15 protein-coding genes are annotated in these 15,171 nt (G+C 68.4%); 7 read left to right on the top strand and 8 right to left on the bottom strand.

Going from position 1 to position 15,171, the window contains the following annotated elements; all coding sequences use genetic code 11:
* Positions 1–1,257 (bottom strand): flavodoxin-dependent (E)-4-hydroxy-3-methylbut-2-enyl-diphosphate synthase, encoded by a 1,257-nt coding sequence (gene ispG, locus VI08_RS14960; RefSeq protein WP_045830414.1) that lies wholly within the window; start codon positions 1,255–1,257, stop codon positions 1–3.
* Positions 1,258–1,435: 178 nt separating this feature from the next.
* Here ispG and VI08_RS14955 point away from each other — a divergent pair, with 178 nt between their 5' ends.
* Positions 1,436–2,905: a phospholipase D-like domain-containing protein gene (locus VI08_RS14955; protein ID WP_045830413.1), complete on the top strand. Its 1,470-nt coding sequence runs from the start codon at positions 1,436–1,438 to the stop codon at positions 2,903–2,905.
* Positions 2,906–3,027: 122 nt separating this feature from the next.
* Here VI08_RS14955 and VI08_RS14950 read toward each other — a convergent pair whose 3' ends face one another.
* The 3 genes from VI08_RS14950 to VI08_RS14940 are packed head-to-tail and all read right to left on the bottom strand — an operon-like array spanning position 3,028 to position 5,404.
* Positions 3,028–3,321, bottom strand: coding sequence for a DUF6587 family protein (locus VI08_RS14950; RefSeq protein WP_045830412.1), 294 nt, complete (start codon positions 3,319–3,321; stop codon positions 3,028–3,030).
* Entirely contained in the window at positions 3,318–5,162 is a 1,845-nt protein-coding gene (gene feoB / locus VI08_RS14945; protein WP_045830411.1) for a ferrous iron transport protein B, read from the bottom strand. Before feoB ends, VI08_RS14950 begins: the two co-directional genes overlap by 4 nt.
* Complete coding sequence (locus VI08_RS14940; RefSeq protein ID WP_045830410.1) at positions 5,159–5,404, bottom strand: FeoA family protein; 246 nt, start codon at positions 5,402–5,404, stop codon at positions 5,159–5,161. The genes feoB and VI08_RS14940 overlap by 4 nt, the downstream gene beginning before the upstream one ends.
* 122 nt (positions 5,405–5,526) lie before the next feature.
* Between VI08_RS14940 and VI08_RS14935 the strand changes: the two genes are divergently transcribed.
* The gene (locus VI08_RS14935; RefSeq protein WP_045830409.1) at positions 5,527–6,312 is read left to right on the top strand and encodes an enoyl-CoA hydratase-related protein; all 786 of its coding nucleotides are present in this window, start codon (positions 5,527–5,529) and stop codon (positions 6,310–6,312) included.
* Between the two features lie 119 nt (positions 6,313–6,431).
* The gene (dacB, locus tag VI08_RS14930; protein WP_198148963.1) at positions 6,432–7,787 is read left to right on the top strand and encodes a D-alanyl-D-alanine carboxypeptidase/D-alanyl-D-alanine endopeptidase; all 1,356 of its coding nucleotides are present in this window, start codon (positions 6,432–6,434) and stop codon (positions 7,785–7,787) included.
* A 73-nt stretch (positions 7,788–7,860) separates the two neighbouring features.
* On the opposite strand, the gene VI08_RS14925 is transcribed toward dacB, so the two are convergent.
* Positions 7,861–8,343: a glutathione peroxidase gene (locus VI08_RS14925; protein WP_045830408.1), complete on the bottom strand. Its 483-nt coding sequence runs from the start codon at positions 8,341–8,343 to the stop codon at positions 7,861–7,863.
* A gap of 95 nt (positions 8,344–8,438) precedes the next feature.
* Here VI08_RS14925 and VI08_RS14920 point away from each other — a divergent pair, with 95 nt between their 5' ends.
* From VI08_RS14920 to VI08_RS14910, 3 genes are read left to right on the top strand one after another with little or no spacing between them, the layout of a single operon-like run.
* The gene (locus VI08_RS14920) at positions 8,439–9,443 is read left to right on the top strand and encodes a methionine ABC transporter ATP-binding protein (RefSeq protein ID WP_045830407.1); all 1,005 of its coding nucleotides are present in this window, start codon (positions 8,439–8,441) and stop codon (positions 9,441–9,443) included.
* Positions 9,440–10,114 carry a methionine ABC transporter permease gene (locus VI08_RS14915; protein ID WP_045830406.1) on the top strand — a complete coding sequence of 225 codons (675 nt, stop codon included), beginning with the start codon at positions 9,440–9,442 and terminating at the stop codon, positions 10,112–10,114. Before VI08_RS14920 ends, VI08_RS14915 begins: the two co-directional genes overlap by 4 nt.
* 50 nt (positions 10,115–10,164) lie before the next feature.
* The gene (locus VI08_RS14910; RefSeq protein ID WP_045830405.1) at positions 10,165–10,974 is read left to right on the top strand and encodes a MetQ/NlpA family ABC transporter substrate-binding protein; all 810 of its coding nucleotides are present in this window, start codon (positions 10,165–10,167) and stop codon (positions 10,972–10,974) included.
* A gap of 151 nt (positions 10,975–11,125) precedes the next feature.
* Here the strand turns inward: VI08_RS14910 and pncB are convergent, their stop codons facing one another.
* Together pncB and VI08_RS14900 are read right to left on the bottom strand one after the other, a co-directional pair.
* Positions 11,126–12,304 carry a nicotinate phosphoribosyltransferase gene (gene pncB / locus VI08_RS14905; protein ID WP_045830404.1) on the bottom strand — a complete coding sequence of 393 codons (1,179 nt, stop codon included), beginning with the start codon at positions 12,302–12,304 and terminating at the stop codon, positions 11,126–11,128.
* Positions 12,301–12,684, bottom strand: coding sequence for a thioredoxin family protein (locus tag VI08_RS14900; RefSeq protein ID WP_045830403.1), 384 nt, complete (start codon positions 12,682–12,684; stop codon positions 12,301–12,303). Before VI08_RS14900 ends, pncB begins: the two co-directional genes overlap by 4 nt.
* A gap of 90 nt (positions 12,685–12,774) precedes the next feature.
* On the opposite strand from VI08_RS14900, the gene VI08_RS14895 reads away from it, so the two are divergent.
* Positions 12,775–13,572: a c-type cytochrome gene (locus VI08_RS14895; protein ID WP_045830402.1), complete on the top strand. Its 798-nt coding sequence runs from the start codon at positions 12,775–12,777 to the stop codon at positions 13,570–13,572.
* A gap of 120 nt (positions 13,573–13,692) precedes the next feature.
* Here the strand turns inward: VI08_RS14895 and VI08_RS14890 are convergent, their stop codons facing one another.
* Positions 13,693–14,958 (bottom strand): dicarboxylate/amino acid:cation symporter, encoded by a 1,266-nt coding sequence (locus tag VI08_RS14890; RefSeq protein WP_045830401.1) that lies wholly within the window; start codon positions 14,956–14,958, stop codon positions 13,693–13,695.
* Between the last annotated feature and the right edge of the window lie 213 nt (positions 14,959–15,171).

Below are 15,171 nucleotides of genomic sequence, written 5' to 3'. Positions count from 1 at the left end.
TCAGTCGTGGCGCGCGCTGTAATGCGTCTCGACGTAGTTGTCGAGGATGGCGACGAACTCGTTGGCGATGTTGTCGCCGCGCAGCGTGGCCTTCTTCTCGCCATCGATGAACACGGGTGCCGACGGTGCCTCGCCATTGCCCGGCAGCGAGATGCCGATGTTGGCATGCTTGGATTCGCCCGGGCCGTTGACGATGCAACCCATCACCGCCAGCGTGAGGTTCTCGACGCCGTCGTACTTCACGCGCCACTCCGGCATGCGCTCGCGCACGTGGCCCTGCACCGTCTTGGCCAGTTCCTGGAAGAACTCGCTGGTGGTGCGGCCGCAGCCGGGGCACGCGGTGACCAGCGGCGTGAACGCGCGCAGGCCCATGGTCTGCAGCAGCTCCTGCGCCACGATGACCTCGGCCGTGCGCGACTGGCCGGGCTCGGGCGTGAGCGAGATGCGGATGGTGTCGCCGATGCCTTCCTGAAGCAGCACGGCGAGCGCCGCGGCCGAGGCGGTGATGCCCTTCGAGCCCATGCCGGCCTCGGTGAGGCCCAGGTGCAGCGCGTAATCGCCACGGCGGGCCAGGTCGCGGTACACCGCGATGAGCTCCTGCACGCCCGAGACCTTGCACGACAGGATGATGCGGTCGCGGGCCAGGCCCAGGTCCTCGGCGCGAATGGCCGAATCGAGCGCGGAGCGGATGAGCGCCTCGCGGGCCACGTGGCCGGCATCCCACGGATCGGCGCGGCGGCCGTTCTCGTCCATCAGCGCCGCGACCATGCTCTGGTCGAGCGAGCCCCAGTTGGCGCCGATGCGCACGGGCTTGTCGTAGCGGATGGCCATCTCGATGATCGACGCGAACTGGCTGTCCTTCTTCTTGCCGAAGCCCACGTTGCCCGGGTTGATGCGGTACTTGGCCAGGGCCTCGGCACAGGCCGGCTCGCCCTCGAGCAGCTGGTGGCCGTTGTAGTGGAAATCGCCGATGAGGGGCACCGAGACGCCCATCATGTCCAGGCGCTCGCGGATGCGTGGCACCGCCGCGGCGGCCGCCGGGGTGTTCACCGTGATGCGGACCATTTCCGAGCCGGCGCGCGCCAGCTCGGCCACCTGTTTCGCCGTCGATACCGGGTCTTCGGTATCGGTGTTGGTCATGGACTGCACCACGATGGGCGCGCCACCACCCACCTGCACCTTGTCGATGTGGACGCCGGTGCTGGGGCGGCGGGGTTCGGCTTCCGCGGGACGCGGGCGGGTCGGGTCGTCGGTCATATCGGGGCATTTTAGCGCAACCGGATGACAAGCCGGGGGACGGCCCCGGCCAGCCCTGTGGGAGCGCGCTTGCGCGCGATGGGTGCTCGCGGCAAGCCCTATCGCGCGCAAGCGCGCTCCCACAAGGGTCGGCGGGGGTCACGCGGCGTCGATATGTGGAGTCGATACACTCGCCCCCATGAACCTGCACCGATCCACCGCCTTCTCCACCCGCCAGTTCGCCGAGCAGGCGCTTAGCCGCAGCGCGGGGGCGCCGCTGATCGGCGGCAACGCCGTCGACCTGCTCATCGACGCCCAGGCCCACTTCGATGCCTGGCTCGACGCCATCGGCAAGGCGAAGCGGCATGTGTTCCTCGAGAACTACATCGTCCGCAACGACCGCATCGGCCAGGCCTTCCTGGCCGCCCTGGTGGAGCGGGCCCGTGCCGGCGTCTTCGTGGCGGTCATCGCCGACTGGGCCGGCTGCCTGGGCCAGTCGCGCAGCAGCTTCTGGAACCCGCTGCGCGCGGCCGGGGGCGAGGTTCGCATCTACAACCCGCCGCGCCTGGGCAGCTCGTTCGGCTGGATCAGCCGCGACCACCGCAAGGTGCTGGTGGTCGACGGCGAGGTGGGCTTCCTCTCCGGCGTGTGCATCAGCGAGAAGTGGCTGGGCGAGCCGGCCCGCGACGTGCCGCCTTGGCGCGACACGGGCGTGATGCTGCGCGGCCCGGCCGTCACCGAGATCGAGCGGGCCTTTACCGACAGCTGGCGTGACGCCGGCCCGGCGGGCCTGCCGGACGACCCTCGCATCGTCCACCCCGCGCACGAGGGCACGCAGGCGGGGGACGTCGACCTGCGCGTCATCGCCACCCAGCCCAGCACGGCCGGCATGTACCGGCTCGACCAGATGGTCGCGGCCATGGCGACGAAAACCTTGTGGCTCACCGATGCCTACTTCGTGGGCGTCGCGCCTTATGTGCAGGCGTTGTCGGCCGCGTCGCGCGATGGCGTGGACGTGCGCCTGCTGGTGCCGGGCACCAGCGATATCCCGATGGTGGCCGGCATGTCCCGTTCGGGCTACCGGCCCCTGCTGAAGGCCGGCATCCGCGTGTTCGAATGGAACGGCTCCATGCTGCACGCGAAGACCGCCGTGGCGGATGGCCGGTGGGCACGCGTGGGCTCCTCCAACCTCAATATCGCCAGCTGGCTGAGCAACCGCGAGATCGATGTGGCCATCGAGAACGCCGCCTTCGCCCAACAGCTGGCCGCGCAGTACGAGGAAGACCTGGAAAACGCCACCGAGATCCTGCTACGCGGCAGCCGCCGCCGCGCGGGCAACGAACGCATGCGCAGCCGCACGCCCCGCCCGCCCCGGCCGAAACACGGCGGCGGCAGTTCCAGCCGCGCGGCGGCGGGCGCGTTGCGCATCGCGAATACCGTGGGCGCGGCCATCACCCACCACCGCGTGCTGGGCGATACCGAAAGCGGCCCCGTGCTCGCCGGCGCGCTTGCCGCCATCGTGCTGACCACGGTGGCCGTGCTGTGGCCCGCCGTCATCGCGTGGCCGCTTGCGCTGATCGGCGCGTGGTTCGCGGTGAATTTGACGGTGAACTGGTTCGCGCTGCGCCGGCACCGGCGTAAGAATGCGGCGGATGATGTGGTGCCCTGACAGGCGCCAGGGCTGTGCTTCCTGTAGGAGCCCGCTTGCGGGCGACCTCTTTCGCGATACCGCCGCAGGGCCTGTTGCGCTTGGCGAAAAGATGTCGCCCGCAAGCGGGCTCCTACAAAAAATCAGTGACGGGATTTGAAGGTCAGCGGCTGCGTGTCGGTGCGTGCCGCTGGCGTGGGGCCGCAGCTGTTGCACGAACCGCAGCCATCGCCGCAGCTGCCGGAAGCGCCCGCCGGCTGCACCTTCTTGCCGATCGCGCGCAGGATCCCCGGCCGCCCTTCATGGTTGAGGCTGGCGGACACGCCGGCCATCACGCGCGTCGAGGTTTTCGGCAGCAGCTTGCGAAAGGCCACGTAGGCGCTGGCCAGCACGATCGCGCCGATGATGACGGTTTCGATGACCTGGAAGCTGCTCACGAGAGCGCCCTCGCGATCTGGTAGGTGGCGAACGAGGCGAGGTACGCCAGGCCGAAGAGGTAGCCCGCGGCGATGGCCACGTTGCGCCAGGAGTTGGTTTCGCGGCGGATCACCGCCAGCGTCGACATGCACTGCGGCGCGAACACGTACCACGCCAGCAGCGACAGCGCGGTGGCCAGCGACCACGAGTGCGCGATGACCGGGCCCAGCTGCGAGGCGACCGTATCGTCGCTGCCCGACATGGCGTACACCGTGCCCAGCGCCGCCACGGCCACTTCGCGCGCGGCGAGGCCGGGCACCAGCGCGATGCAGATCTGCCAGTTGAAGCCGATTGGCGCGAAGATGTACTGCAGGCCACGGCCCAGCATGCCAGCCAGGCTGTAGTCGATAGCCGGCTGCGTGGCGCCGTCGGGCGGCCCCGGGAAGCTGGACAGGAACCACAGCAGCACGGTGAGCGCGGTGATGATGCCGCCCACGCGCTTCAGGAAGATCAGCGCGCGCTCCCACAGCCCCAGCGCCACGTCGCGCACGTTCGGCAGGCGGTACGAGGGCAGCTCCATGATGAGCGCGTGCTCGCTGCGATCCTTGCGGAAACGTTTCATCACGAAGGCCACGCCCAGCGCGCTGAAGATACCGGCGAAATACAGCACGAACAGCACGATGCCCTGCAGGTTGAACAAGCCCACCGCGCGGTTGGGGATGAACGCGGCGATAAGCAGCGTATACACCGGCAGGCGCGCCGAACAGGTCATGAGCGGCGCCACCAGGATGGTGGTGAGGCGGTCGCGCGGGTCGTTGATGCTGCGCGTGGCCATGATGCCGGGGATGGCGCAGGCGAAGCTCGACAGCAGCGGGATGAACGCGCGGCCGGTGAGGCCCACCTTGAACATCATGCGGTCGAGCAGGAACGCCGCGCGCGGCAGGTAGCCCGATTCCTCGAGGATGAGGATGAAGAGGAACAGGATGAGGATCTGTGGCAGGAACACCAGCACCGCGCCCAGGCCGGCGAAGACGCCATCGTTGAGCAGGCTGTGCAGCGCGCTGTCCTGGGGCAGGAACCCGGTGACCCACGCGCCGAGCGCGGCGATGCCACCCTCGATGGCATCCATCACCGGCTGCGCCCACGAGAACACGGCCTGGAAGATGAGGAACATCAGCACCGCGAGGATGCCCAGGCCGAACACCGGGTGCAGCGCCCAGCGGTCGATCGCATCGTCGATGGCCACCGTATCGCGCGACGTCGTGACGGTATCGGCGAGGATGGCGCGCACTTCGGCGTGCAGTTGCTCGACGTTCGCCGAATCGATGGCCGACGGTTGCACCTGCGGCACGACGGCGTCGATGCGTTCGATCAGCGCCTTCGCGCCCCCGCGCTGCACGGCGATGGTTTCCACCACCGGCACGCCCAGCCGGCGCGAGAGCGCGGCGGTATCGATCACCAGGCCGCGGCGGCGGGCCGCGTCCATCATGTTGAGGGCGAGCACCACGGGGCGGCCGAGCCGGCGCACTTCGAGCACGAAGCGCAGGTGCAAGCGAAGGTTGGTGGCGTCGGCCACGCAGACGATGAGGTCTGGCGCGGCCTCGCCCGGGTAGCGGCCCTGGCAGACATCGCGGGTAATGGCCTCGTCGGGGCTGGTGGCGTCGAAGCTGTACGCGCCCGGCAGGTCGAGGATATGCAGCGTGCGGCCGGAGGGCGCGGTGAAACGGCCCTCCTTGCGCTCGACGGTGACGCCGGCGTAATTGGCCACCTTCTGCCGGCCACCGGTGAGCTGGTTGAACAGCGCGGTCTTGCCGCAGTTCGGGTTGCCCACCAGGGCGATGCGCATCGTCGCGGTGCTCATGCGGCACCCTCCACCGTCACTTCCACGCGTGCCGCCTCGGTCTTGCGCAGCGCGAACCGGGTGGAACCGATCTGGATGAGCAAGGGATCGCCCCCGAGCGGCCCCCGCGCCACCAGCCGCACCGGCTCGCCCGCGACAAAGCCCAGGTCGCGCAGGCGCTGCGCGATGGGGTCGGCGGGATGGGCATCGGTGACGTTCTGGACCACGGCTTGGGCACCTTTCGGCGCGTCGGACAGGCGCACGGGATATCTCAAATAAGAACTGTTCGCAATTATAGACAAATCTGAGGCCTGCGTCTCTCCCGCAGGCCCCGTGGGGGAGACCGGGCGTTTATGATTTGCATTACGCCTTTCGGAGACCCTTCATGCCGGCTGTTGAACTGACCCGCGACGGTAGCGTCGCCCGCCTGCTCATGAACCGACCGGAGGTGCACAACGCCTTCGACGACACCCTCATCGCCGACCTCACGGCCGCCATCGACGAGGTCGACGCCGATCCCACCGTCCGCGCCGTGGTGCTCACCGGCGAGGGCGCAAGTTTTTCCGCGGGCGCCGACCTGAACTGGATGCGCGGCATGGCGAAGGCATCCGAGGCCGATAACCGCGCGGATTCCGAGCGCCTGGCGCGCCTCATGCGCCGCCTGCAGTTCCTCTCCAAGCCGACCGTGGCCCGGGTCAACGGCGCGGCGTTCGGGGGCGGCGTGGGTCTCGTCGCCTGCTGCGATATCGCCATCGCGGCGGATGGGGCCAGGTTCGCGCTCTCGGAGGTGAAGCTCGGCCTCGTGCCGGCGGTGATCTCGCCCTACGTCATCGCGGCCATCGGCCTGCGCCAGGCCCGCCGCCTGTTCATCACCGGCGAAATCATCGGCGCCGCCGCGGCGCGCGACGCCGGGCTGGTACACGAGGTGGTGCCCGCCGGGGAGCTCGACGCCGCCGTGGCCCGCGTGCTCGGCCTGCTCGCCAAGGGCGGCCCCGTGGCACAGCGCGAAGCCAAGCATCTCGCCTTGGGCATGGGCGGCATGGCCGAAGGCGACATGGAACGCGTGGATGCCGCGAACGCCGCCCTGATCGCCCGCCTGCGCGTCTCGGCCGAGGGCCAGGACGGCCTTACGGCGTTCCTGGAGAAAGGCCAGCCCGCGTGGCTACGCTAAAGGACGTCCGACCCACCGCCTGTGGGAGCTATGGGAGCTGTGGGAGCGCGCTTGCGCGCGATGGCCACGGTGTACGGCGGCGTATCGCGCGCAAGCGCGCTCCCACAAACGTGCGCTGGGTGTGGCTCACCCTCTTCCTGGCATCGGGTGTGGCCAGTGCGCAATCGCTCGCCCAGCGCATCGACCAGCACCTTGCGGCGCCGCGCTTCGCCGCGGCCTCGTGGGGCATCAGCGTGGTGGCGCTCGATGGCGGGCGCACGGTGTATGCCCACGACGACGGCAAGCTGATGCTGCCCGCGTCGACCGCCAAGCTGTTCACCGCCGCGTTCGCGCTGGACCGCCTCGGCCCGGGCTACCGCACGCACACCGACGTGCTGGCCGCGGGCGACATCCGCCGCGGCCGGCTGCGTGGCGAACTGGTGCTGCGCGGCCGCGGCGACCCGACCCTGGCAGGCGACGGCTGGGCCGGCCAGCTCGCCGACCAGGTGGCAGCCGCCGGCATCACGCGCATCGATGGCGGCATCGTCGGCGACGACACCGCCTTCGCCGGGCCGCCCATCGGCAGCGGCTGGGAAGCATCCGACCTGCAGGAGTACTACGGCGCGACGGCCAGCGGCCTCACCGTGGACGAAAACACCATGGTCGCCGACGTGCGCGACGGCCGCGTGGCGCTCATGCCGGGCGACGCGGCCACGGCCCTCGCCGAGCAGCCTGCGACGCAACCCGAGATCTACCGCGCGCCCGGCACGGCGACACTTCACGTGCTGGGCGATGCGCCGCGCAAGGCACGCCTGTCGTTGCCCGACCCGGCGCTCACCGCCGCTCGCCGCTTGCAGGCAGCGCTGGAGAAACACGGCATCACGGTGAAGCAGGAAGCCCGCAGCGTGCACTGGCCCATCGCGGCGCCGGACGGCACGCGCATCGCCACCCTGCCCTCGCCGACGCTCGCCGAGATCCTGGCATCGGGTTTGAAGCGGTCGCAGAACATGTACCTGCAGAGCGTCTTCCTGCTCGCGGGCCTCGAGGCCACCGACCAGCCGGCGGCGCACACCGAAGACCGGGCGGCCGCCGCGCTCGCTGCGTGGCTGGGGTCGCGCGGCATCGGGCCATCGGCCACGACACTGGAGGAAGGCACGGGCCTGTCGCGGCACGACCTGACCACGCCCGGCTCCCTCACGCACCTGCTGGCCGTGGTGGATTCCCCCGCGTTCCGCGCCTTGTTGCCCCAGGCGGGCATGGACGGCACGCTCGCCCGGCGCATGAAGGGCACCGCGGCGGAAGGCGCCGTGCAGGCGAAGACGGGCAGCATGAGCTACGTCAACGCGCTGGCCGGCTATGTCACGACGAAAGCAGGCCAGCGGCTGGCCTTCGCGGTGATCCTCAACAACTACAAGCCGACCCAGGGCGCGGCGGCGGTATCGGCCGAAGTGGATGCCATCGCGGTGATGCTGGCCGAAACCGATCAGCCGATGTAGGAGCCCACCCTGTGGGCGACAGCCTTTCGCGAGGAGCGGTCGCCCACGGTGTGGGCTCCTACGAGCAGCAGGCTCAGCCCAGCACTGCCGGCAAATCCTTCCCGATCTTTTCCGGTGTATCGGTCGGCGCGTAGCGTTCCACCACCTCGCCGTCGCGGTTGACGAGGAACTTGGTGAAGTTCCACTTGATGCCCTCGGTGCCGAGGAAGCCCTTCTTGGTCGACTTCAGCCACTTGTACAGCGGGTGGGCGTGCTCGCCGTTGACGTCGATCTTGGCGAACATGGGGAACGAGACATCGTAGGTGAGCGAGCAGAAGTCGCGGATCTCGGCTTCGTCGCCGGGTTCCTGGTGGCCGAACTGGTCGCAGGGGAAGCCGAGCACGTCGAAGCCCTGCGCGCCGTACTGGCGCTGCAGCTCTTCCAGGCCCTTGTACTGCGGCGTGAAGCCACACTTGGAGGCCACGTTCACCACCAGCAGGGCCTTGCCCTTCCATTCGGCCAGCGAGCGCTCGTTGCCATCGATGTCGCGGGCGGAGAAATCGTAGATGCCGGTCATGGTGCTCCTTCGTGGGCGGGCGGAAAGCGCCCAGTCTACGCCGCCCGGGGCCTTCGGCTACCATGGGCGCTTTCCACCGAAGCCCCCCACCGCCCGTGATCCGATTCGAAGCCGCCTCCAAGTCCTACAAGGTCAACGGTGCGCTCGTCCCCGCCCTGCAGCCCGTGGACCTCGCCATCGAGAAAGGCGAAGTGTTCGGCATCATCGGCCACTCCGGCGCCGGCAAATCCACGCTGCTACGCATGGTGAACCTGCTCGAGCGGCCCAGCTCGGGCAAGGTGCTGGTCGACGGCCGCGACGTGACCCATGCCGAGGGCGCCGACCTGCGCCGCCTGCGCGCGGGCATCGGCATGATCTTCCAGCATTTCAACCTGCTCTCTTCGCGCACCGTGGCCGACAACATCGCGTTCCCGCTGCGCCTGCAGGGTGGCACGCCGGAGGCGGAGATCACCGCCCGCGTCGATGAACTGCTGAAGCTGGTAGGCCTCGAGGCGCACGCGGACAAATACCCGGCGCAGCTTTCGGGCGGCCAGAAACAGCGCGTCGGCATCGCGCGCGCGCTGGCCAGCAAGCCCGGCATCCTGCTCTGCGACGAGGCCACCAGCGCGCTCGATCCGCAGACCACGGCATCGGTGCTCGAGCTGCTGGCCGACATCAACCGCCGCCTCGGCCTCACCATCGTGCTCATCACGCACGAGATGGATGTGATACGCCGCGTGTGCGATCGCGTGGCCGTCCTCGACGCGGGCAACGTCGTGGAGCTCGGCACCGTGGCCGACGTATTCCTGCACCCCCAGCACCCCACCACCCGCCGCTTCGTGGCCGAAGCGGACCACCGCGAAGGCCGGGGCCCGGAATACCCCGGCATCCCGGGCAAGCTGTTCCGCCTGTCGTTCCACGGCGATGCCACGTATTCGCCCATGCTTTCGCGCGTCGTGCGCGATACCGGCGTGGAATACAACCTGCTGTCCGGCCGCGTCGACCGCATCAAGGACACCCCCTATGGCCAGCTCACCCTGGCCATGCATGGCGAGCGGCTGGACGATGCGCTGGCCCAGCTGCGCGCCGCCGGCGTCGATATCGAAGAGGTGGTGAAGTGAGCCCGCTGCATGCGCTGTTCCCAAATATCGACTGGGCCGAGATCGCACAGGCCTGCCTCGATACGCTGCTGATGCTGGGCGGCTCCCTGCTGTTCACCCTCGTGCTCGGCCTGCCGCTGGGCATCTGGCTGTTCCTCACCGGCCGCGGCCAGCTGCATGCGAAGCCGAAGCTCTACGGCGTGCTCTCGCTCGTGGTGAACGTGCTGCGCTCCATCCCCTTCATCATCCTGATGATCCTGCTCATCCCGCTCACCAAGGCCATCACCGGTGTCAGCATCGGCATCCGCGGCGCCATCGTGCCGCTGGTCATCGGGGCGGCGCCGTTCTTCGCCCGCCTGGTGGAAACCGCCCTGCGCGAGGTCGACCGCGGCGTCATCGAGGCCAGCCAGGCCATGGGCGCCACCACCCGGCAGATCGTCACCCGCGTGCTGCTGCCCGAGGCCCGGCCTGGCCTCGTGGCCGCGACCACCGTCACCACCGTGGCCCTCGTCGGCTACACCGCCATGGGCGGCATCGTGGGCGCGGGCGGCCTGGGCGCGCTGGCCTACCAGTACGGTTACAACGGCTACAAGCCCGATTACATGGTGGTCACCGTCGCGCTGCTGGTGGTGCTGGTGCAGCTGCTGCAGATGCTGGGCGACTGGCTCGTCGGGCGGTATAGCCGTAAATAAGGCCAAGCCGGTATGCTGTCGCACCGCAGCACGCCGCCTGGACGCCACTCATGAAGAAGTACCTGCTCCCCCTGGCCACCGCCCTCGCCGTGCTCCTGGCGGGCTGTTCCAGTGGCGACACGGGTGGCACCGCCGACGCCGGCAAGCCGCTCACCATCGCCGCCACGCCCGTGCCGCACGCTGAAATCCTCAAGGAAATCAAACCGCTGCTGGCCAAGCAGGGCGTGGAGATCGAGGTCAAGGTGTTCACCGACTACGTGCAGCCGAACATGCAGGTGGCGCAGAAGCAGCTGGACGTGAACTTCTTCCAGACCGAGCCGTACCTCGACGCCTTCAACAAGGAGCACGGCACCGACCTGGTGAAGGTCGTCGGCGTGCATATCGAGCCGTTCGGCGCCTATTCGCGCAAGTTCAAGAACATCGACCAGCTGCCCGATGGCGCCAACGTGGTCATTCCGAACGACCCGAGCAACAACAGCCGCGCCCTGCTCCTGCTGGCCAGGCACAACCTCATCACCCTGAAGAACCCGGGTGACAAGCTGGCCACGCTGAAGGACATCGACCAGAACCCGAAGCACCTGAAGTTCCGCGAGCTCGAGGCGGCCATGCTGCCGCGCGTGCTCGACGAGGTGGACCTCGCCCTCATCAACACCAACTACGCCCTCGCCGCTGGCCTGAACCCGGTCAACGATGCGCTGCTGATCGAGGACAAGGATTCCCCGTACGTGAACTTCCTGGTCTCGCGCGCCGACAACAAGGACGACCCGCGCGTGCAGAAGCTCGCCGCCGCGCTCACCTCGCCCGAGGTGAAGGCCTTCATCGAAAAGACCTACCACGGCGCCGTCCTCCCAGCCTTCTAACCACACCAATGTAGGAGCCCACACCCGTGGGCGACCGCCCCTCGCCGAACATTCGATACACAGATGTGGGAGCGCGCTTGCGGGCGATGGGGTTTGACGCAAGAGCCATCGCGCGCAAGCGCGCTCCCACAGTCGGTTTTTTACCCTGCTCTCAGGCAGCGGGCAGGTCAAACACCCGCCGCAAGTACCCCAGGTACTCCGGGTCATCACACATGCTCTTCCCCGGCGAATCCGACAGCTTCGCCACGGGCTGCCCGTTGCAGCGGGTCATCTTGATGACGATGTTGATGGGATCGGGCCCGGTATCGTTCGTAAGGTTGGTACCCACGCCGAACGAGAGCAGGCAACGCCCCTCGAAGTGGCGGTAGAGTTCCATCACCTTCGGAATATCAAGGCTGTCGCTGAACACCAGCGTCTTCGTGCGCGGGTCGACGCGGTTCTTCCCGTAGTGCGCGAGCACGCGGTCGCCCCACGTGAACGGGTCGCCCGAATCATGCCGCGCGCCGTCGAACAGCTTGCAGAAGTACATGTCGAAATCGCGCAGGAAGGCGTCGAGGCCATAGACATCCGATAGCGCGATGCCCAGGTCGCCGCGGTACTCGCGCGCCCACGCCTCGAGCGCCGCCACCTGCGAATCGCGCAGGCGCGGGCCCAGCGACTGGAACGCCTGCAGGTACTCGTGCGCCATGCTGCCGATGGGTGTCATGCCCTGGCGCATGGCGAACAGCACGTTGCTGGTGCCGGCCAGTTGGCCGCCCCAGCCTTCGCGCATGATACCCAGCGCCTGCTCGTGCCAGGCACCCGAGAAGCGGCGGCGCGTGCCGTAATCGGCGATGCGCACCTTGTCGAACCCCGGCGTATCACGCAGTAGCGCGATCTTCGCGTCGAGGCGCGCGCGTGCTTCGGCCAGGTCGTGGCGTGGGTAGGCATGGCGGAAATAAAGCTCGTTGATGATGGCGAGCAGCGGCACCTCGAACAGGATGGTGTGCAGCCACGGCCCCCGGATCACCAACTCGATCTCGCCGGGGTGCGCCGCGGACGGCGCGATGCTGACGTACTTCTCGTTCAGGTGGAACAGGGCCAGGAAGTCGACGAAATCGCTGTCGATGAAGCGCATGCCGCGCAGGTAGGCCAGCTCGGCGTCGCTGAAGCGCAGCGAGCACAGGTGGGCCAGCTCTTCCTTAAGCGCCGGGATGATTGGCACGAGGTCGATGCCCGGCGTGCGGCAGCGGAAGCGGTATTCCACCTCGGCCGCGGGGTACTGGTGCAGCACCACCTGCATCATGGTGAACTTGTAGAGGTCGGTATCCAGCAGCGAGGTGATGATCATGCGCTGGCCCCCGTCATGGCGATCTGGTTTTGCACGGCCTCGACGAAGCGCTCCGTGCCCGGCCACGGCGTGATGCGGCCGAGCTTCCTGCCGCGGTGGAACAGGAAGAACGCCGGGATGCCGTGCAGGCCAAAACGCGTGGCCATCTTCGGGTCGTCGTAGACGTTGTCGTGCAGCCAGCGCACCTCGGGCCATGCGAAGCGCTCGGGCGTGAGCAGGATCTGCCGCTTCGCGATATCGCAGTTGGGGCAGTCGCGGCCCCACAGGAACAGGATGGCGATGCGGTTGTCGTCGGCCGCGAGGTCGGCGTCCAGCTCGCCGTGGGCGATCTTCGGCATGGGGAACTGCTGGAAGAACCCGGGAACGGTGGTATCGGCCATGGTGGATCCGTGAACGTGTCGAACCCACCGCATGGGGGCGATGGGGCCATAATTCGAGGGTACTGCGTCCAGCTGCCCCAGGGAGTCCCCGTGCGCTACCTCCTCGCCCTCCTGCTCGCCAGCCTTGCCAGCGTGGCCCAGGCCGCCAGCCTCACGCTCGACACCGGCCACGGCGCCACCACGCTCACCACGGCGCAGCTGCTGGCGCGCAAGGGTGCCCGCGCCATCGACGTGCCGGGCGATGTCTCCTACCACCGTGCCATGCGCTACAAGGCCGTGCCGTTGAGGGCGCTGCTGCAGGGCGTGCCTGCCGATGCACACCTGCAGTTCACGGCGCTGGACGGCTTTGCGGCGGAAATCCCCGCTTCGCTCGTGTTGGACGGCCACGGCGCGGAGGCATGGCTGGCGGTCGAGGACGCCCCGTGGCCCTCGCTGGGCGACGGCAAACCTTCGGCAGGCCCGTTCTACCTCGTGTGGCTGCACCCGGCGGCCGGCAAGGTGGGCCCCGAGCAGTGGCCGTACCAGATCGCCACCATCCGCGTGCTGGCCGACCCGGCGGCGCGCTTCCCGCTCATGCGCCCGGCGCCAGGCCTGGCGAAAGACAGCCCCGTGATGCGCGGCTTCGAGGTGTTCCAGCGCAATTGCCTCACCTGCCACACCCTCAATGGCCAGGGCGATGCGAAGCTCGGCCCCGACCTCAACATCCCGCACAGCCCCACCGAATACCTCCGCGAGGGCATGCTCCGCGTCCTCGTCCGCAACCCGCAGGATCTGCGCCACTGGCCGCAGGCGAAGATGCCCGCCTTCGGGCCGCAGGTGCTGACGGACAAGGACCTCGATGACCTCGAGGCGTACCTGAAGCACATGGCCGGCCGGAAGCCGCATTGACGCGGCGCGCCCTATCGTGGGAGCCAGCTTGCTGGCGATGAGCCTTGCCGCAGCGCCTTCGCCAGCAAGCTGGCTCCCACACGCCAGCAACCCGGCCCCCACAGTCAGGTGGTCATTCCTCTACGCAACCTGCTCGGTCACCAGCTCGCTCGACGCCCGGTTGTACACCTCCAGATCAAGGATCCCCCGCTCGCGCGCCACCAGCACCGGCACCACCATCTGCCCGGTGACGTTGGTCATCGTGCGCATCATGTCGAGCACGCGATCAATGGCGACGAGGTAGCCGATGCCTTCCAGCGGCAGGCCCGCGGAGCTGAGCACCAGCGTGACCATGACGGTGGCGGTGCCGGGTACGCCGGCCGTGCCGAACGAACCGAGCACGGAGGCCAGCAGGATGATGATGTACTGCGCCGGCTGCAGGTCGAGGTGGAAATACTGTGCGATGAACACGACCGAGATCGCCGGGTAGATCGCACCGCAACCGTCCATCTTGATGCTGGCGCCCAGCGGCACGGCGAAGGCGGCGTATTCCTCTTTCACGCCCATGTTGCGCACCACGCTGCGCAGCGCGATCGGCATGGCGGCGAAGCTCGATGAAGACGTAAAAGCCACCTGCATGGCCGGGAACGCCGCGCGGAAGAACTTCAGCGGGTTGAGGCCGTGGGCAAGGAGCAGGCCACCGTAGACGACCACGATCTGCAGCACGCAGGCGAGGTAAAGCGCACCCACGAACGTCGCCAGCGGCAGCAGCTTTTCAAAACCGTACGCGCCGACCAGTGCAGCAATGAGGCCGAACGTGCCGAACGGCGTCACTTCCAGCACGAAGCGCGTGACCTGGATCATCGCGTCGTTCGCTTCGCCGGCCAGCGCGCGCAGGCGCGCCGATTTATCGCCGATCTTCACGAAGGCCAGGCCCAGCAAACCCGCGAAGAAGATGACCTGCAGTATCTTGCCGTCCGCCAGGGCGCGGAACGGGTTCGCCGGCACGATATCCAGCAGCACCTTCACCGGCTCGGGCAGCACCCTCGGGTGCCAGCCGTTCGGCGCGGTGAGGCCCTCGACGCCCAGCCCGGGCTGCGTCGCCAGCGCGACGCCAAGGCCCACGAGCACGGCCAGCGTCGCCGTCGCGGCGAACCACAGGAACGTGCGCGAACCCAGCGCGGCCACATCCTTCACGCCATGCAGGCTGGAGACACTGTGTAGTACCGCGAAGAACACCAAGGGCACCGCGATCATCTTGATCAGCGTGACATACAGCTCGCCGAGCGGGCCAAACCACGTGGCGGCATCGGGCCCCAGGGCCCAGCCCGCGAGGGCGCCGAGCACGAAGCCAGCGGCGACACGCTTCCAGAAGCGGATGCGGAACCAGTGGGTGAGGAGCGACATGGGTTGGCCCAGCAAAACCGAATGCCCGACCTTACACCCGCGAATGGCCGTCTGGACGTCCGGTTTCGAACGCTGTGTTTCCTGTCGCGAACACCGGAACCCTTGGAATCCACCCCACGGGGCCCCTGGGCCCTGACGACCTGAACCCGCTGTTCCAACCCTTCCGTGCCGGCGACAGATTGATGGCAGGCCCCGCCCTTGTGGGAGCGCGCT

This window comes from Luteibacter yeojuensis, assembly GCF_000964085.1.
In the GTDB taxonomy this organism is placed as follows: Bacteria; Pseudomonadota; Gammaproteobacteria; order Xanthomonadales; family Rhodanobacteraceae; genus Luteibacter; species Luteibacter yeojuensis_A.
Note: the sequence above shows the minus strand (reverse complement) of the source record. Positions and strands in the feature narration are given on the sequence as shown.